Origin of the sequence: Halorubrum sp. BV1, assembly GCF_000746205.1 — an archaeon.
Classification (GTDB): domain Archaea; phylum Halobacteriota; class Halobacteria; order Halobacteriales; family Haloferacaceae; genus Halorubrum.
Genome location: NZ_KN050825.1, coordinates 312,271 through 329,483 on the forward strand (window position 1 = coordinate 312,271; position 17,213 = coordinate 329,483).

The window sequence follows — 17,213 nt, forward strand, 5'->3', positions numbered from 1 at the left end:
GTCCGAGTGAGTCCGACCCCGTACGTTTTGGTCGTCCGACGCCATGTTCGTACATGACGCGGCCGGGAAACCCGAACGCCGACTCGGGACCAACACGGTCAGCACACGCGTCCGAGTCGACGCGGTCGGCGAGCACCGACGCCGTCGATGAGGCGTTGAAGACCCGGACGATGGACGAGGCACCGGTCGGGATCACGATCGCGGACGCGACCCAGTCGGACATGCCGCTCATCTACGTGAACGCGGCGTTCGAGCGGATGACCGGCTACTCGCCGTCGTACGCGGTCGGCCGGAACTGCCGGTTTCTTCAGGGGGAGGGGACCCGGGAGAAGCCGGTGCGGCAGATGCGTGCCGCGATCGAGAACGAAGAGCCCGTAACGGTCGAACTCCGCAACTATCGTCGGAGCGGTGAGCTGTTCTGGAACGAGGTGACGATCGCACCACTTCGGGACGAGTCGGGAGCAGTCGCGTACTACGTCGGTTTCCAACAGGACGTCACCCGGCGCAAACGGGCCGAACAGGCGGCGTCGGACCGGGCGACGCGGATAGAACACGAGCGGACCGCACAGGCGCGTCTCTTGGAACGGCTGGACGGCATCGTCGCCGAGGTCACGGAAGCGGTGGCGCTGGCGTCGTCACGGGAAGAGTTGCGTCAGGCGGTCGTCCGGAGCATCGCGGCCACGTACTCCAGCGCGTGGATCGGGACGTACGACCCGGCGACCGAAACGGTCGAACCGCACGCGTCGGAGGGCGACGTTGGAGCGGCGATCGAGTCGGTCTCGGTCGCGGCCGGCGACGACGGGGAGAGGTCGGTTGAAACCGCCGTCGCGGCGGCGATGACCGATCGTCGCGTGCGACTCGAACCGATCGGCCCGGAGGAGCCGGCCGAGGCGGCCGCGGTCGCGGCCGTGCCGCTCCACTTCGGCGAGGCGGTCTACGGCGTCCTCGTCGTCTACGCGCAGACCGAGGAGTTCCGCCGCCACGAGCGGGACGTGCTGACTGCGCTCGGACGGACCGTCGCGATCGGCATCAACGCACTGGAGAGCCAGCGGACGCTCCGCGGGGACAGCGTCGTCCGGTTCCAACTGGCGCTCGCTTCTCATCCGCTCGGTTCGTTCAGCGAGGCGTTGTCGTGTTCGCTCCGCCACACCGGCACCGTCGGTGATCGCGGCGAGCGGTCGTTACTGTTCAAACTGGACGGCGCGGCGGAGGTGGACGCCGAGACGATTCACGATGCAGCCGAGGCGGCGGACGTCTCCGTGCATTCGATCCTCGCCGCGGAGACGGACACACCGGTGGTCGAACTGTCGTTCGATGAGACTCCGCTGGCGGAGTTAATACGAGAGTACAGCGGCGAGCTGTGCGGTTGGGAGGTGTCCGAGGGCGTCGCGGTCGCGACGATCGAGGTCGGCCGAGAGGCGTTGGCGCGCTCGCTCGCGGCCGATGCCCTCGACTGCCTTTCCGGCGCGGATCTTCGCAGCTACCGACGGCGGGAACAGGCACACGAGACCCGCCGGGAATTCGTCGCCGAGGTCGAGTCGCGACTGACGCCACGACAACGGGCCGCGCTGGTGCGTGCGCACACGAGCGGGTACTTCGCGTGGCCACACGAGACGAACGGCGACGAGATCGCTGACTCGATGGGCGTTACCCGATCGACGTTCCACCAACACCTGCGCGCGGCACAGCGCAAGATAGCGGCGGCGATCTTCGAACGATAATCTCAATCTTACGCGGAGCGCGTGGAACGAACGCGCACGCCGAGTCTGCCGACGTTCGGGGCGTACCACACTAGTTGTGTACGCCGCTTAGTAGAACTCGCGACGTACTGATATATGCGCCATGATGGCACAACCCGGTAGCGAAGGGATCTGGCTTTGGATCGGGACACTAGGCATGTTCCTAGGGATGCTGTACTTCATCGCTAGGGGCTGGGGAGAGACCGATAGACGGCGACAGGAGTTCTACATCGTCACGATATTCATCACCGCCATCGCGTTCGTCAACTACCTCGCGATGGCGCTTGGATTCGGACTGACGACGGTGACGCTCGGCGGCGAGGAGCTGCCCATCTACTGGGCGCGGTACACCGACTGGCTGTTCACGACGCCGCTGCTCCTCATCGACCTCGGACTTCTCGCCGGGGCGACGCGGAACCAGCTCGCCTCGCTCGTCGGTCTCGACGTGCTGATGATCGGTACCGGTGCGATCGCGACGCTGTCGACGAGCGCGGCCGTGCTCTCGGCGGGCGGGACGCGGCTCGTCTGGTGGGGCGTCTCCACCGGCTTCCTGCTCGTACTCCTGTACATGCTGTACGGCTCGCTCGATGAGAAGGCCTCCCGGTTGTCCGGACAGGCCGCATCGACGTTCAGCACGCTCCGAACGCTGATCGTCGTCGTCTGGCTCGTGTACCCGGTGTGGTGGCTCCTCGGAACCGAAGGGCTCCAGATCGTCTCGCTCACCATCGAGACGGCCGGATTCATGGTGCTCGATCTGGTCGCGAAGGTCGGCTTCGGCTTCATCCTGCTGTCGAGCCGCGAGGTGCTCGACGCCGCCGGGTCGGCGACTTCCGAGCCGAGCGCGGCCGACTGATCGGAACGGGCGTGCGCGGCTCGGTCCGCGCTCACGCTCGGCGGAGCATCGCTGATGCGGCGCGTCGCCTCCGCCCGACGTGCCCCGCGAACCGGTCCGGGCGGCCACCCGAACCTACCGATGATCGTCCCGTTCACCTACATCCAGTTTCACCTCGCGTTCCTCGTGCCAGCCGTGCTGTTCCTCATCGCGACCGGCTTCGTGAGCCGGTCTGTGGATGCGAGGAGCGACGCCCGCCGGCTCCGCGGCTGGCGACACTACTGGGCCGGCGTGGTTATCATCACCGCCGTCGCACTGGCGTACACGACGCCGTGGGACAACTATCTCATCGCCAGAGGCGTGTGGTGGTACGGTGATGGCCGGACCCTATTTCGGCTCTGGCACGCGCCGCTCGAAGAGTACCTGTTCATCGTCGTGCAGCCGTGGATGACGGCGCTGTGGCTCGCGCATTTCGAGACGGACGCGACGTGGGACCGGAGCGGCAGTCCCGTCGCGTGGCGGGTCGGCGGGCTCGCGGCTGCGATCGGACTCGGCGTCGTCGGGTGGCGGCTCCTCGGTACCGACGGGGCGTTCTACCTCGGTGCGGTCCTCGCGTGGGCGGCACCGGTGGTAGCACTGCAGTGGCTCGTCGGTGCCCCACAGCTCTGGGCGCGGCGTCGGACCGTCGCGATCGGGACGCTCGTTCCGACGCTGTACCTCTGTCTCGCAGACCGGATCGCCATCGAGTTCGGCATCTGGGTGCTCTCAGCGCAGTACACCACAGGGCTCACGATCGGGGGGCTCCCGATCGAAGAGGCGACGTTCTTCCTCGTGACCAACCTGTTCGTCGTACAGGGGCTGATCCTCTACCGGCTGGTGACGGTTCGATGGGCAACGGAGACGGCGGCCGGCGACCGACGACCGGCCGGCGATCCGGATCGGACGCCCGCCGAACTCGGGGGCGACTGACGCGGCGGTCGGGTCTGGACCCGTACGGCGGGAGCGGTCGGGTCTGGACCCGTACGGCGGGAGCGGTCGGGTCCGGTCCTCCGTGGTCCGTCGGCAAACAATAAAAGGTTAACAGGCTCGGTTCGTTATCTCTCCTCAATAGATGGCCAAGGACGTCAAACCGACACGCAAGAATCTGATGGCGATCGAGGACCGCATCGAACTCTCCGAGCGCGGTCACGACACCCTCGAACAGAAGCGTGACGGCCTCATCATGGAGTTCATGGACATTCTCGACCAGGCACAGGATGTCCGATCGGACGTCTCCGAGAACTACGAGACGGCCCAGCGGAAAATCGACATGGCCCGAGCGATGGAGGGCGACGTCGCCGTTCGGGGCGCGGCCGCGGCGCTGAAAGAGCACCCGGAGATCACGACGCAGTCGAAGAACATCATGGGGGTCGTCGTTCCCCAGATCGAGTCCTCGAAGGTGAAAAAGAGCCTCGACGAGCGGGGCTACGGGCTGCTCGGCTCCTCCGCCCGCATCGACGAGGCGGCAGACGCCTACGAGGAACTGCTCGAATCCATCATTCTCGCCGCCGAGGTCGAGACGGCGATGAAAAAGATGCTCACGGAGATCGAGACCACGAAGCGCCGCGTGAACGCGTTGGAGTTCACGCTCTTGCCCCGCCTATACGAGAATCAAGAATACATAGAACAGAAGCTCGAAGAGCAGGAGCGCGAAGAGATCTTCCGGCTGAAGAAGATCAAAGCGAAAAAAGAAGAAGAGGAGAAGGCCGAGGCCGCCGAGGCGGCCGCCGAGAGTCAGGCGGTCGAAGAGCCCGAAGCGGCCGACTGACACCCGTACGCGCGGTGGCGACCGATTCGTCGACTGCCCCCCTCAACTGCCTCGATCCGAGCGTTTCTAGCCGCCGTCCGCAGTCACGTCACTCGTCGAATCCGCCGTTTCTCGCCGCCTTTCGTTCTGTGCTGACGGCTACCCAGTCACAAGCGTGCCGACGGTGTCGACTATCGATGTGGCCCCGAGCGTCGTCGCGGCGTCGTACAGAAAGTAGACGCCGAATCCGGCGAGCACGAGCGCGGAGCCGACGGCGACGACGGGGGCGAACGTCTCGATCCGCCGTTCGGCCGCGACGAGACCGGTCGGGAATCCCACGATCCACGTCAACACGCCGAGGAAGAACCCGCCGATTAGCGCCGGCGACCCGGTGGCGACGACGAGGGTTCCGGCCAAGTCCGAACCGACCACGGGGAGTCGCGCCAGCACGTCGAGTTCGCCGGGACGGAGCAGTCCGACGCCGACCGTCAGCCAGAACAGCACCTGATAGGGGTTCGTCAGCGCGAGCACCAGCGCCTTGCGGAACCCCTTCCCGGCCGCGATCGACGGCTCGTCGCCCGACGTGGGTCGGAACGACGCCCGTGCGCCGCGCGCCGCGTCGACGGCGAAGTACAGCATCAAGACGCCGCCGACCGCGATCATGACGGCCCGCAACAGGGGGAGCGACTCGACGACCGCGACGACGCCGACGTACGCGAGCAGGAAGAACACGGCGTCGGCGGTGGCGGCACCGAGACCGGCACGAACTCCCGCTACGCGACCGCGGAGGACAGATTCCTCGGCGATCACGGCGTTCATCGGGCCGGGCGGCGCGGCGAGCGCCAGACCGAAGACGACGCCGGCACCGAGCGTGACGAGGAGGTTCACGCCCCGGAACACGTCGGGTTTCGTGAAAAATCCCGCGAAGCGGAACGGAGCTGTACACCCGCATCACTGCCGTTACAGGACACGTACGGGCATTCACAACAAGGGTTGGTCATCGATGGCCGGATCCGTACACGGTCGTGAGTCGCCGACCGCTTCGCTGTCGGCTCCTCGCGACCGCCGTGTGGCGTCACTCGTCTTGTAGCCCCGCGTCTCGCAGGGCCTCGTTGAGGTCGGCTCGCACGCGCTCGCCGGTCTCGCGGTCCATCGCGGTGGTGACGATCCGGTTCTCCTGCACGCTGGAGCCGTCGCGAAGGAGGAGTCGGACGTTTCCGTTGGTGCCGGCGCGGGTCGCCTTCGCGCGGAGGCCCGTCCGCGATCCCGTGCCGCCGGCGTCGATCGGTCCCGGGACGATCTTCTTGACGTGGGGGTGGTCGGCGACCGTGCCGACGGCCTTTCGCCCCTTGCGGTCGCCGATGAGCGTCGAGTGCGAGCCGCCGATCTTCTCGCGCGGCGGCGTCTCGACCACGTCCAACGCGCGGTCGCCGCGGCGGTCGAGCACCCACTCGACGATGGGGGTCACGTCGCGGTCGTCGGGGGCGCTCGCGCCGCTGCCCTCGCTGTCCCGCCTCGCGTCCGGCACGCGGTAGAACTCGTGGTGAAGTTGCGCGCGAGTCTCACGCAGGGGCTCGCGCGCGCCGGCGGCGTAGACGGTGTCGGGGCGCTTCCGTCGGATCTCGTCGGCGACGCGGCCGGCGAAGTTTCGGAGCTGGACCTCGCTCAGCCGTTCCGCGCTCTCGGGGCGGGTCGTCACCGTCGTCTCGCCGACGACCGCGTCTTCGTCTAACACCGTGAGCCGCGCGCGGTCCGGTTCGAACTCCGCGACGACGGCGTCGGCGTTGGCGGTGTTGCAGGTGAGACAGAAGTCCCCGGGCTTTCGGAGCGGGGTCCCACACCGCCGACAGTTCATACCGACGAAAGGCGCGTGGCGAATAAAAGCGCGTCCGTTCGTGTGGGCGTCAATTCTTTCGAGCGCGCCGTTCGTTCGGCGCGTCCGTTCGTTCGATGCGTCCGCCGGCGCGGTCGACCCGTCCGGCGGAGCAACCCCTATATCCCTCGCCGGCCTCCGATACTCCGTATGAGCGAACGCCGCGGCGTCGACGAGGATGTCGAGGAGGAGCCCGCGAGCGACCCACCCCCCGAGCCGGAGACGGTCGAGGACCGACTCGCCCGGCTCGTCCGCGACGGACGATACAACGCGCTCGTCGCGTGGGCGATGGTCGCCGTCCTCCTCGGCGTCCTCGTCGAGAGCGCGCTCGACGTCGACCTGTTGGCGGCGTCGATCGTCGTCGGGCTCGGCGCAGTCGTGCTCGCGCCCACCGTCGCGGCGCGCGACTGGCGGGTTACGCTGCCGGCGGAGCTCGTCGGACTCGCGCTGTTGCCGGTCCTCGTGCGTGCGCTGCTCGGCGGCGAGTTAGGGACGTTCGCGACGTACGTCGCGATCGCGGCGCTGGCGCTCGTGATCACCGTCGACCTCCACATGTTCACCTCGCTGCGGGTCACCCACTGGTTCGCCGTCGTCTTCGTGGTGATGGCGACGCTGGCGACGGCCGCGGTGTGGACCGTGCTCCGCTGGAACCTCGATCGAACCGTCGGGACGACGTACCTGACCACGAACGACGCGCTGATGATCGAGTGGGTCTACGTCACGCTGGCCGGGGTCGCGGCCGGACTCCTCTTCGACGGCTACTTCAGACGCCGCGGCCGGCGCCTCCGTCGCGCCATCCGCCGGGTGGTGCGGCGATGAGCCTGCTTCCCCGTCCCTCGCTCCGGTCGCAGCGTCGTCTCACGGGCGCGATGCAGGTCTTCCTCGTCGCCATCGTGGCGTACGGCTTCGTCGCCGGCGAACAGAAGGCGATAAGCAACGGGAGCATCTCGCTTCTCGTCACGCTGATCCCGGCGGCGCTCGAACGGCGCTATGACCTCCCGCTCGACCCGTGGCTCGCGCTGTGGATCACGATGGCCGTCTTCCTTCACACGGTCGGGTCGGCCGGGTTCTATGCTCGGGTCGAGTGGTGGGACCACGTCACACACTCGCTCTCGGCCTCGCTCGTCGCGGCCGCCGGGTACACCACGCTTCGAGCGATCGACCTCCACAGCGACGCGATCCGTATCCCGCCGCGATTCTCGTTCGCCTTCATCGTCGTCGTCGTGCTGTCGTTCGGCGTGCTCTGGGAGCTGTTCGAGTTCGGGCTCGATATCATCGCGGCGGAGACCGGCATCGACATGCCGCTCGCCCAACACGGGCTCGAAGACACCGTCTCCGATCTCACCTACAACACCATCGGCGCGGTGCTCGTGGGACTGTTCGGGCAGGCGCACCTGTCGGGGGTCGCGGAGACGGTTCGCGACCGGCTGCTGGCGCGCGCACAGGGCTGAACGGACACCCCTGCCCGTCGCTCCCTCCGCCGGCCGGTCACCCCAGACACGCCGCGACGACCCGGAGCGCGGCCTCGCCGCGGACCTCGCGGGCGAGCAGCGGGACGCGTTTCACGTCACGGCCGCGGAACAGGTCCGTGGCCTTTCGCAGCGCGCCCTGCTGGACGTCCCACCGACGGGCACAGAACTCGCAGGTGTCGGGGTTCGGCTCCACGACCCACTCCGGATCGATCGCGGTCGCGTCCGCACCTCCCGCACCGTCGCCGGCCACGTCGCCGATCCCCTCCATCACGCGGTTGACGACGAGGGTGTTCACCGGAATCTCGAACTCGTCGAGACGGGCGACGAGCCGCTCGGACTCGACGACGCTCATCTCCTCGGGGATCATCACGACGCGGAAGTCGGTCTGTGCCGGGTCCCGGAGGACGGCTCGCAGGCGCTCGATCCGGTCGCGAAGCTCGTCGAGGTCGGCCGACGGGTCGGGGTCGTCGTCACCGCCGCCGAACATCCCCTTGATCCCGTCCATCATGCCCGAGAAGCGCTGACGGAGCGTCATCACGCGCCCGAGCATCGAGTCCATGATCTCGGGGAGCTGGAGGAGGCGGAGCGTGTGACCCGTCGGCGCGGTGTCGACTATCACCCGATCGAACCGCGGGTCGTCGAGGTATTCGAGGAGCTGGCGCATCGCGGCCGCCTCGTCGGCACCGGGCATCGTTCCGCCGAGTAGACCGCCGAGCCCCTCGTCGCCCTCACCGCCTGCGCCGTCGGGACCCTCAGCACCGCCCATTCCGCCCATCGGACCGTCGCCGCCCATCCCACCCATCATCTCGCCCATCTCGCCGAGCCCGCCGAGCGGGTCGGCATCCGCGCCGAACATCCCCTCCTCCATCGCGGCGTCGGGATCGATCTCGGCCGCGAAAAGCGGAATGTCCTCGCGGATGCGCGCGGGTTCCGCCGGAATATCGACCTCGAAGGTGTCCGACAGCGAGTGGGCGGGGTCGGTCGAGACGACGAGCGTCCGGACGCCGCCCGCGGCCGAGGCGAGTCCCGTGGCAGCCGCCATCGTAGTCTTTCCGACGCCGCCTTTCCCGCCGTAGAGGACGTACTCCGGGGCGTCGACGCCCGCGGGGAGATCCGTCCTCTCGTCCTCGTCGACCGCGAGACCGGATCCGGCGTCTTCGGCGTCGGGTCCGGTCTCGACGCCTCGATCGTCTTCGACGCGATCCACGGGTTCGACGTCGATGTCGTCCATGCACGAGGGTGGGCGGGGTGGCTTGTGTACCCGTCGGTCTCGACGGATCGACAGCGCGCGGGTTCCTCTCGCCGGGAGCGCCGTTCAGCTCAGCCGCTTCATCGAGATCAGTGCGGTTGGAATCATAATTGGTATTGTGAGTATTGCACCAGTAATGACGATAAACGGCGCGACCCCCGAGACGGGATACGCGAGCACCTCGACGGCCAGCAGGTTCACCGCACTCACCGTCACCGTGTACGCGACCACGGTAAGCGACACGATCGTGGCAAACACTATCCCGACGACCGTGACGGGGTTGGGGCCACGGGCCGCGTCGTCCGACGCCGGCTCACCGCTCATCCGCTATCTCTCCCCATGTACTATTGTATATAATATACACAAGCATAATGGTTGTCTTCCCCGGTGATTCACGCGGCTCCGAACGCAGAGGCCGGTCGCGCTGCGAGTACCCGACCGGATGTGTCGAACCGGCCGAGGGCACGAGACGCGCGAATCTACTCGCCCGCGCTCCCGCGTTCCACGTCCATGCCCAACTCTGCCATCGTCTCGAAGAAGGCCGGGAACGAGACGTCGACGTGTTCTGCGCCGCGGATCGTCGTGGTCCCGTCGGCGGCCAGCGCAGCGACCGCGAGCGCCATCACGATCCGGTGGTCCGCTCGGCCGTCGACGGTCGCGCCGCGGAGGTCGCTCTCGTCGCCGTGGACGGTGAGCACGTCCGGCTCCTCCGTGGTCGCTGCACCCATCTTCTCCAGCTCCTCGGCCATCGCTGACACCCGGTCGGTCTCCTTGTAGCGGACGTGCTCGCAGTTTTCGATCCGCGTGTCGCCGTCGGCGGCGGCCCCGAGCGCGGCGATCGTGGGGAGCAGATCGGGCGTGTCGCCCACGTCAACGGTGACCCCGGAGAGCGGCGCGCGCTCGACCGCGATCTCGCCGGCGTCGCGGTCCCAGTCGACCGCGGCTCCCATGCGTTCCGCGATGTCGACTATCGCGGCGTCGCCCTGCGCGCTCGGTCGCGCTCCCTCGATCCGGACGGTCTCTCCGTCGTCGCCGGCGACCGCGCCCGCGGCGAGGAGGTACGAGATAGACGAGAAGTCGCCGGGCACCGCGTAGCTCCCGCCGACAGGGTCGTACGACTGACCGCCGGGGACGGAGAACCCCGCTGCGCCCGCCGCGCCGTCTATCGGGTCGCCGCCGTCGTCGACGGGCGTCGCCTCGACCCCGAACTCGGCAAGCAGTTCGAGCGTGATGTCGACGTAGGGTGCCGACTTGAGCGGCGTCGTGAGGTCGACCTCGACCCCCTCGTCCGTGACCGCGCCGGCCATCAGTAGCGCCGTGACGTACTGCGAGGAGACGTCGCCGGGGATGGCCACCTCGCCGCCCGCGAGCGGACCGGTGACGACGAGCGGAGCCAGCCCGTTGTTTCGCGTCGACTCCGCGCGCACGCCGAGGTCGGCGAGCGCGTCGAGGAGCGGCCCCTGCGGACGCGACCGGAGCGATCCGTCGCCCGTGAGTACCGTCGTCCCGTCCGCGAGCGCGGCCGCGGCGGTGACGAGCCGCATCGTCGTCCCGGAGTTCGCACAGTCGATCACGTCGTCCGGGACGGCGGGACGGCCTCCGAATCCGTCGACCGCGACCGCCTCTGCTCCGTCGGGGACGATCGGCGCGGCGGAGTCGCCGTGGGTGTCGCCGTCGGCGCTGTCGGCGGAGCCATCGGTGTTAGCGGCGGCAGAATCATTGGTGTCGGCGACGCTCACCCGGCCGCCGAACGCCCGCACGGCGCGCGCGGTCGCTCTCGTGTCCGCAGAAACCAGCGGCGAGCGGACGACCGCGCGGTCGCTGTACCCCGCTGCGAGCAGCGCGCGGTGCGTGTAGCTCTTCGATGGCGGCGCGCGAGTCGTCCCCCGCACTGTCGAGGTGGTGACGTGAACGTCCATACGTCACGTGCCGGCCCCGGCGACAAGTCGGTACCGGACGCGGCACGATTCTGATCGGGAGTGCGGCCGTCTCTCGTCACCGTCGACCGCATCCCCCACGTTTACCACGCCGTCGGTACTCGACAGCGTATGGTTCGTTCCTACGATCCGTCCGAGATTCCGTCCGTGTACAACCTCAAAGACGCGCCGCTCGCGAAGGAGGGCACGGGGTTCGAGCAGGTCGTCTTCCGCGGCGTCGACCAGATGATCGGCATGACGACGATCGGGCCGGACCGGGAGGACAAGCCGCCGCACTCGCACCCGTGGGAGCAGATGAACCTCGTGGTCGAGGGTGAAGTGGACTTCATCGTCGACGGCGAGCGCGTCTCGCTGTCGACGTACGACGCCGTCGAGATCCCGCCTGACGTGCCGCACGCCTCCCGCGCCGTCTCCGACGAGCCGGCCACGCTGCTCGCCTTCTGGCCGCTCCGAGAGGACCGCGTCGACGCGACGGACTACCAGACCGAGTTCGAAGTGTGACTCGAACGAACACCATCCGCAGTATTATCTGTCGGTGCGTCGTATTGATGTGTAAGATCGATTATGGACGAGAGTGAATCGCGTTCAGACGCAGAGCCTTCCATTGATTTCGGTGGTGAAGGAGCTACTGTGTACGAAGCGATATTTCGAGAGATCGAAGACGCCGTCTTTCTGATCGACGTTGAGCGAGCGGGCGGAGACTACACGTTTACTTTTCTTCGAAACAACGACACACATCAGCGGCAGACGGGACTCTCAGAGGATTCGATGCGCGGACAGACGCCAAGGGAATTCCTCGGGGAAGAGCAAGGCGCGACCGTCGCGTCCAACTACCGTCGCTGCGTCGAGCAACAGACCACCGTCGAATACGAAGAGAAGCTCGATCTCCCCGGTGGAACGGGCTACTGGAAGACCAAACTGACGCCGATTACGGAAGGCGGGGACGTAGCGTACATCGTCGGCGTCGCTCGCGATATCACAGAAGAGAAACAGCAAGAGCGGACCCACGACCAGACGTATCGTCGGTTCGAGACCGTCTTAGAAACGATGTCGGCGGCAGTGTTTCTGAAAGACACCGACGGGAGATACCTCCTGATGAACCAAGCGTGTCGCGATCTACTGGATATTCACGGCGACCCCGAAGGGATGACCGACGAGGATCTCTTCCCACCGGCGGCTGTAGAACGGGCCCGGTCGGACGACAGACGGGTTCTCCAGGACGGAGAACCGATCGAAATCGAGGAGACGGTCCCGACGCCGACGGGCGAGAGCGTCCGTCTGACTCGAAAATCACCCGTATACGACGAAGAAGGGACGATCGTGGCTATCTGTGGCGTCTCGACGGACATCAGCGAACAGAAAGAGCGGGAACGCACGCTCCAGAGGCTCAAAGACCGTCTCGAACTCGCCGTCGAAGGCGGACAGATCGGCGTCTGGGACTGGGATATGATCTCCGACGAGGTCGAGTTCAACGACCAGTGGGCGGAGATGCTCGGACATACGCCGGACGAGATCGAGCCGCACCTCGACGCATGGGAGCGGCGCGTCCATCCCGACGATCTCGAAGCGGTCGAAGACGCGCTGTCAGACCACATTACGGGCGAGACTGGGTACTACGAGGCGGAGCACCGAATGCGAACCGCGGCGGGCGAGTGGAAGTGGATCCGCGACATCGGGAAAATCGTCGAGCGAGACGAAGACGGAGATCCGGTTCGGGCAGTCGGTATCCACCTCGACATCGACGACCGAAAGCGTCGAGAGGCGGAGCTGGAACGCACGCGATCGCTCATCGAACGCACTCAAGAGAGCGCGTCGATCGGCTGGTGGGAAGTCGATTTAGTCGACGAGTCGCTCATGTGGAGCGACGAGGTGTACCGCATCCACGGAGTGCCGGCAAACGAGTCAGTCGAGTTAGCGGACGGCTTCGAGTTCTACCACCCGGACGACCGCGACGCCATCGAGACCGCGTTTGACCGCCTGACGGAGGAGGCAGAGCCGTACGACCTCGAGTTACGGATCGTCACGGAGTCCGGACAAACCCGGTGGGTCAGATCGATCGGCGACCCGCAGTTCGACGACGGCGGAGAAGTCGTGGGCGCGCTCGGACTGTTCCAAGACATCACCGAGCGGAAGGAGTACGAGTTCGCGCTCGAATCTACTCGCGAGGAACTTCGGCAGATCATTGACCTCGTGCCGGACCTCGTGTTCGTGAAGAATCGAGAGGGGGAGTACCTCTTGGCCAACGAGGCGACCGCGACCGCGTACGGGAAGACGCCCGAGGAGGTCGAAGGCAAGTCCGAAGCAGACATCATCCCCAGCGTCGAGGATTCAGAGGCGTTCCGACAAGACGACCTCGACGTGATCGAGTCTGGCAAGCCGAGGAGGGTCGGCGAGGAGACACTGACCACGGCAGACGGGGAAACGCGAATCCTACAGACGACGAAGATTCCCTATCAAGTGGCAGAAACGGGTGAAGACGCCGTCTTGGGATATGCTCGCGACGTGACTGAACTCAAAGAATACGAGCGAACCCTCGAAGAGCAGCGGGACAACCTGAAGCTCTTGAACCAAGTGGTTCGCCACGACATCCGGAACCAACTGATGGTCGTCGAATCGTACACCGAGTTACTCGAAGACTCGTTGGCGGACGATCAGAGTCGGACGTACGCGCAAACGGTTATCGCGGCGGCAAGGCAGGCGGCCGACATCACGGAAACAGCCAGAGACGTCACCGACGTGTTACTACAGGCCGGTTCCGACCGAACGCCGATAAGCCTGCGCACCGAACTCGGCGAGCAGATCGAACGGACCCGGTCGGATAGAGACCGTGCGACGGTCTCCGTCGACGGATCGATCCCTGACGTGACGGTGTTGGCGGACGACCTGCTGGAGGCGGTGTTCCGAAACCTCCTAACGAACGCGGTCGTCCACAACGACAAGGAGGTGGCCGAGGTCACGGTGTCGACTCGTGTGTTTGACGAGTCCGTGCGCGTGTCGATCGCGGACAACGGCCCCGGGATCGCGGACGACCACAAAGAACAGATCTTCCAAGAGGGTCAGAAGGGGCTTGAGAGCGGTGGCACAGGGGTCGGGCTGTATCTCGTCAAAACGCTCGTCGATACGTACGACGGCGACGTGTGGGTCGAAGACAACGAGCCGACCGGCAGCGTGTTCGCCGTCGAACTGTCGCTCGCCGACTGACCTGACACAGACTCACGGGATTCGGAGGCCACTCGGCGACGGGCTTAATCGGTCGAGCGCCCAACTCGGAGTGATGTCCGAACAGGCGGGGATGGACGCGTTCGCACACCTCGGAAGCGAACTGCGCGACGCGCTTTCAGAGCAGGGCTTCTCGACGCCGACGGAGCCGCAACGCGAAGCGATCCCGCCGCTCGCGGCCGGAAAGAACGCGCTCGTTCTCGCCCCGACGGGGACGGGGAAGACCGAGACCGCGATGTTGCCCGTCTTCGACGCGATCGTCGCGGCCCGCGACGCGCCGGGCGACCAGCCGCGAGAGGGGATCTCGGCGCTCTACATCACTCCGCTGCGCGCGCTCAACCGCGACATGATGGACAGACTGGAGTGGTGGGGCGACCGGCTCGGCGTGGAGGTCGCGGTCCGCCACGGCGACACGACCCGGTACGAGCGCAGCAAGCAGGCCGACGACCCGCCGGACGTGTTGATCACGACGCCAGAGAGCCTCCAAGCGATCCTGACCGGCTCGAAGATGCGGGCGGCGCTCGAATCCGTCGCCCACGTCGTGGTCGACGAGGTCCACGAGCTGGCGGCCGCGAAACGCGGTGCACAGCTCACGGTGGGGCTCGAACGGCTCCGTCGGGTGTCGGGGCCGTTCCAGCGGATCGGGCTGTCGGCGACGGTCGGCGAGCCCGCAGAAGTCGGGCGCTTTCTCGTCGGGGCGGGCAGACGCGACCCCGACCGGGAGGGCGATCGCGCGTTCGAGACCGTCGAGGTCGCGACCGGGAGCCGGACCGACGTGCAGGTGCTCGATCCGGCGATCACGGATCGGGACGCGACGCTTGCCGGCGAGTTGGCGACCGACGAGACGACCGCGAGCCACGTCCGGACGATCCGCGAGATCGTCGCGGCGCACGACTCGACGCTGATCTTCGTCAACACGCGACAGACCGCAGAGGCGCTCGGCTCGCGGTTCAAGGCGCTCGCGGAGCGAGAACGGGAGAATGCCGATAACACTGGAGGCGAGTTGGGCGACACCGGAGGTGGGTCGGGCGACACCGGAGGCGAGTTGGGCGACACCGGAGGCGGCTCGGGTGACGGAGAGACGACCGGCGACGCGACAGACGATGCCGACGGAGTCACCGAGATCGAGGTTCACCACGGCTCGCTCTCCAAGGACGTGCGGATCGACGTGGAAGATCGGTTCAAGGCAGGTGAGATCGACGGATTGGTCTGCACCTCCTCGATGGAACTGGGGATCGACGTGGGGCGCGTCGACCATGTGGTCCAGTACGGGAGTCCGCGCGAGGTCGCCCGCCTGCTCCAGCGCGTCGGGCGGGCGGGTCACCGCCGCGATCTGGTCTCTGCGGGGACCGTTGTGACGCAGGGCGGCGACGACACGCTCGAAGCACTGGCTATCGCCCGGCGAGCCGACGCCGAACTCGTCGAGCCGGCCGGGATCCACCACGGAAGCTTAGACACGGTCGCAAACCAGATCGTCGGGCTGGTGATGGACGACGGCGAGATCCACGCCCGCGAGGCATACGAGACCGTCACCAACGCCTACCCCTTCCGTGACCTCTCGGAGCCGCAGTTCCAGGAGATAGTCCGCGAACTCGACGGCAACCGGCTGCTGTGGCTCGACGAGGAGTCGGACACCTTAGAGAAGTCCGGCGGCACGTGGCAGTACTTCTACGCGAACCTCTCTATGATCCCGGACGAGTCGACCTACGAGGTGTACGATATGTCCTCGCGGCGGCAGATCGGCACCCTAGACGAGCGGTTCGTCGTCAACTTCGCCGGGCCGGGCGAGACGTTCGTCCAGCGCGGCGAGATGTGGCGGATCACCGAGGTCGACGAGGAGGAAGAGCGCGTGAACGTGACGCCGATTCCCGACCCCGCGGGCGAAGTGCCGTCGTGGGTCGGCCAAGAGATTCCGGTCCCGAAGCCCGTCGCGGCGGAGGTGGGGGAGATTCGGGGAGAAGTCGCGAGTGCGCTCGCGGCGGGATCCACGCCGGCGGCCGTCGCGGGTGACCTGACAAAGCGGTATCCGGCGGACCAAGAGACGATCACGGCCGCTCTCGACCCGATCGTAGACCACGTCGAGGCGGGGCACCCCGTCCCGACGGACGAGCGGATCGTGATCGAGGGGTACGGCCGGACGGTCGCGGTCAACGCCGCGTTCGGTCACGAGGTGAACGAGACGCTCGCGCGGCTGCTCGCGGCGCTCGTGGGCCAGCGCGCGGGGTCGTCGGTCGGGATGGACGTGGACCCGTACCGGATCGAGTTCGAAGTTCCGGGCGGCGTCGACGCCTCCGACTTCCGCGAGGTGTTGGAGACGACGAACCCCGAGAAGCTTCGGGCGTACCTCGAACTCGCCTTGAAGAACTCCGACGCGCTCAAATTCACGCTCGCGCAGGTCGCGGCGAAGTTCGGTTCGGTGAAACGCTACAAGGAGGGGCGGGGGAAGTTCGGCGGCGACCGGCTGCTCGCAGCCTTGGAGGGGACGCCCGTCTACGAGGAGGCGCTGCGGGAGGTGTTCCACGTCGACCTCGCGGTCGACGAGACCGCCGAGTTGCTCGCGGCGGTGCAGTCGGGGGACCTCGAAGTCGAGACCGCCCGCGAGCGGACGCCGCTCGGTACCGCCGGCCGATCCTCGGGAACGGAATTCCTCGTGCCCGAGAACGCCGACGCCGACGTGATAGAGACGGTACGCGAGCGCATTCGCAACGACCGCGTAATCGTATTTTGCCTCCACTGTGCCGACTGGAAACAGACGACGAAGGTGCGGCGCGTCCGTGATCAGCCCGAGTGTCCGGAGTGCGGGTCGACCCGGATCGCGGCGCTGAACCCGTGGGACGAGGAGACGATCACCGCGGTGCGGGCGGCGGAGAAAGACGACGATCAGGAGCGCCGGACCGAGCGCGCCCACCGCGCCGCGAGTCTCGTGCAGACCCACGGGAAGCGCGCGGTGATCGCGCTCGCGGCGCGAGGCGTCGGCCCGCACAACGCCGCGCGGATCATCAACAAACTGCGCGAGGACGAAGACGAGTTCTACCGCGACGTGCTCCGGCAGGAGCGCGAGTACGCGCGGACGCAGTCGTTCTGGGACTGAGCCGCGGTCGGTGTG

14 protein-coding genes are annotated in these 17,213 nt (G+C 67.0%); 9 read left to right on the forward strand and 5 right to left on the reverse strand.

Going from position 1 to position 17,213, the window contains the following annotated elements:
• Nucleotides 1-53 precede the first annotated feature (53 nt).
• From EP28_RS13060 to EP28_RS13075, 4 genes are all read left to right on the forward strand, one after another.
• Nucleotides 54-1,721 (forward strand): PAS domain-containing protein, encoded by a 1,668-nt coding sequence (locus EP28_RS13060; protein ID WP_049984431.1) that lies wholly within the window; start codon nt 54-56, stop codon nt 1,719-1,721.
• Between the two features lie 121 nt (nt 1,722-1,842).
• On the forward strand, nt 1,843-2,592 hold the full coding sequence (locus EP28_RS13065; protein WP_196219651.1) for a bacteriorhodopsin: 750 nt from the start codon (nt 1,843-1,845) through the stop codon (nt 2,590-2,592).
• Nucleotides 2,593-2,646: 54 nt separating this feature from the next.
• The gene (locus EP28_RS13070; protein ID WP_230455366.1) at nt 2,647-3,540 is read left to right on the forward strand and encodes a lycopene cyclase domain-containing protein; all 894 of its coding nucleotides are present in this window, start codon (nt 2,647-2,649) and stop codon (nt 3,538-3,540) included.
• A gap of 142 nt (nt 3,541-3,682) precedes the next feature.
• On the forward strand, nt 3,683-4,378 hold the full coding sequence (locus EP28_RS13075) for a V-type ATP synthase subunit D (protein WP_049984433.1): 696 nt from the start codon (nt 3,683-3,685) through the stop codon (nt 4,376-4,378).
• Nucleotides 4,379-4,516: 138 nt separating this feature from the next.
• On the opposite strand, the gene EP28_RS13080 is transcribed toward EP28_RS13075, so the two are convergent.
• Together EP28_RS13080 and EP28_RS13085 are read right to left on the reverse strand one after the other, a co-directional pair.
• Nucleotides 4,517-5,245, reverse strand: a complete 729-nt coding sequence (locus EP28_RS13080) for a LysE family translocator (RefSeq protein WP_049984434.1) — start codon at nt 5,243-5,245, stop codon at nt 4,517-4,519.
• 187 nt (nt 5,246-5,432) lie between these two features.
• Nucleotides 5,433-6,212 (reverse strand): DUF2103 domain-containing protein, encoded by a 780-nt coding sequence (locus EP28_RS13085; protein WP_049984435.1) that lies wholly within the window; start codon nt 6,210-6,212, stop codon nt 5,433-5,435.
• Nucleotides 6,213-6,380: 168 nt separating this feature from the next.
• Between EP28_RS13085 and EP28_RS13090 the strand changes: the two genes are divergently transcribed.
• Together EP28_RS13090 and EP28_RS13095 are read left to right on the forward strand one after the other, a co-directional pair.
• A complete protein-coding gene (locus EP28_RS13090) occupies nt 6,381-7,049 on the forward strand; it encodes a hypothetical protein (RefSeq protein WP_049984436.1) in 669 nt (222 codons plus the stop codon).
• Entirely contained in the window at nt 7,046-7,681 is a 636-nt protein-coding gene (locus tag EP28_RS13095) for a DUF2238 domain-containing protein (RefSeq protein ID WP_049984437.1), read from the forward strand. The genes EP28_RS13090 and EP28_RS13095 overlap by 4 nt, the downstream gene beginning before the upstream one ends.
• A 37-nt stretch (nt 7,682-7,718) precedes the next feature.
• On the opposite strand, the gene EP28_RS13100 is transcribed toward EP28_RS13095, so the two are convergent.
• From EP28_RS13100 to aroA, 3 genes are all read right to left on the reverse strand, one after another.
• Nucleotides 7,719-8,933, reverse strand: a complete 1,215-nt coding sequence (locus EP28_RS13100) for an ArsA family ATPase (RefSeq protein ID WP_049984438.1) — start codon at nt 8,931-8,933, stop codon at nt 7,719-7,721.
• 84 nt (nt 8,934-9,017) lie between these two features.
• A complete protein-coding gene (locus EP28_RS13105; protein WP_049984439.1) occupies nt 9,018-9,275 on the reverse strand; it encodes a hypothetical protein in 258 nt (85 codons plus the stop codon).
• Nucleotides 9,276-9,430: 155 nt separating this feature from the next.
• On the reverse strand, nt 9,431-10,870 hold the full coding sequence (gene aroA / locus EP28_RS13110; RefSeq protein ID WP_049984440.1) for a 3-phosphoshikimate 1-carboxyvinyltransferase: 1,440 nt from the start codon (nt 10,868-10,870) through the stop codon (nt 9,431-9,433).
• 129 nt (nt 10,871-10,999) lie between these two features.
• On the opposite strand from aroA, the gene EP28_RS13115 reads away from it, so the two are divergent.
• The 3 genes from EP28_RS13115 (at nt 11,000) to EP28_RS13125 (ending at nt 17,198) form a co-directional block, all read left to right on the forward strand.
• Nucleotides 11,000-11,389, forward strand: a complete 390-nt coding sequence (locus tag EP28_RS13115; protein WP_049984441.1) for a cupin domain-containing protein — start codon at nt 11,000-11,002, stop codon at nt 11,387-11,389.
• A gap of 63 nt (nt 11,390-11,452) precedes the next feature.
• Nucleotides 11,453-14,089 carry a PAS domain-containing protein gene (locus EP28_RS13120; protein WP_080506157.1) on the forward strand — a complete coding sequence of 879 codons (2,637 nt, stop codon included), beginning with the start codon at nt 11,453-11,455 and terminating at the stop codon, nt 14,087-14,089.
• A 73-nt stretch (nt 14,090-14,162) separates the two neighbouring features.
• Nucleotides 14,163-17,198, forward strand: coding sequence for a DEAD/DEAH box helicase (locus EP28_RS13125; protein ID WP_196219652.1), 3,036 nt, complete (start codon nt 14,163-14,165; stop codon nt 17,196-17,198).
• Nucleotides 17,199-17,213: the final 15 nt, after the last annotated feature.

What these genes read in the sequence shown, in the direction of transcription:
- EP28_RS13060 (WP_049984431.1), top strand. Translation starts at nt 54, where the DNA reads ATGACGCGGCCGGGAAACCCGAACGCCGACTCGGGACCAACACGGTCA.
- EP28_RS13065 (WP_196219651.1), top strand. Translation starts at nt 1,843, where the DNA reads ATGATGGCACAACCCGGTAGCGAAGGGATCTGGCTTTGGATCGGGACA.
- EP28_RS13070 (WP_230455366.1), top strand. Translation starts at nt 2,647, where the DNA reads ATGCGGCGCGTCGCCTCCGCCCGACGTGCCCCGCGAACCGGTCCGGGC.
- EP28_RS13075 (WP_049984433.1), top strand. Translation starts at nt 3,683, where the DNA reads ATGGCCAAGGACGTCAAACCGACACGCAAGAATCTGATGGCGATCGAG.
- EP28_RS13085 (WP_049984435.1), bottom strand. Translation starts at nt 6,212, where the DNA reads ATGAACTGTCGGCGGTGTGGGACCCCGCTCCGAAAGCCCGGGGACTTC.
- EP28_RS13090 (WP_049984436.1), top strand. Translation starts at nt 6,381, where the DNA reads ATGAGCGAACGCCGCGGCGTCGACGAGGATGTCGAGGAGGAGCCCGCG.
- EP28_RS13095 (WP_049984437.1), top strand. Translation starts at nt 7,046, where the DNA reads ATGAGCCTGCTTCCCCGTCCCTCGCTCCGGTCGCAGCGTCGTCTCACG.
- EP28_RS13100 (WP_049984438.1), bottom strand. Translation starts at nt 8,933, where the DNA reads ATGGACGACATCGACGTCGAACCCGTGGATCGCGTCGAAGACGATCGA.
- EP28_RS13105 (WP_049984439.1), bottom strand. Translation starts at nt 9,275, where the DNA reads ATGAGCGGTGAGCCGGCGTCGGACGACGCGGCCCGTGGCCCCAACCCC.
- aroA (WP_049984440.1), bottom strand. Translation starts at nt 10,870, where the DNA reads ATGGACGTTCACGTCACCACCTCGACAGTGCGGGGGACGACTCGCGCG.
- EP28_RS13115 (WP_049984441.1), top strand. Translation starts at nt 11,000, where the DNA reads ATGGTTCGTTCCTACGATCCGTCCGAGATTCCGTCCGTGTACAACCTC.
- EP28_RS13120 (WP_080506157.1), top strand. Translation starts at nt 11,453, where the DNA reads ATGGACGAGAGTGAATCGCGTTCAGACGCAGAGCCTTCCATTGATTTC.
- EP28_RS13125 (WP_196219652.1), top strand. Translation starts at nt 14,163, where the DNA reads ATGTCCGAACAGGCGGGGATGGACGCGTTCGCACACCTCGGAAGCGAA.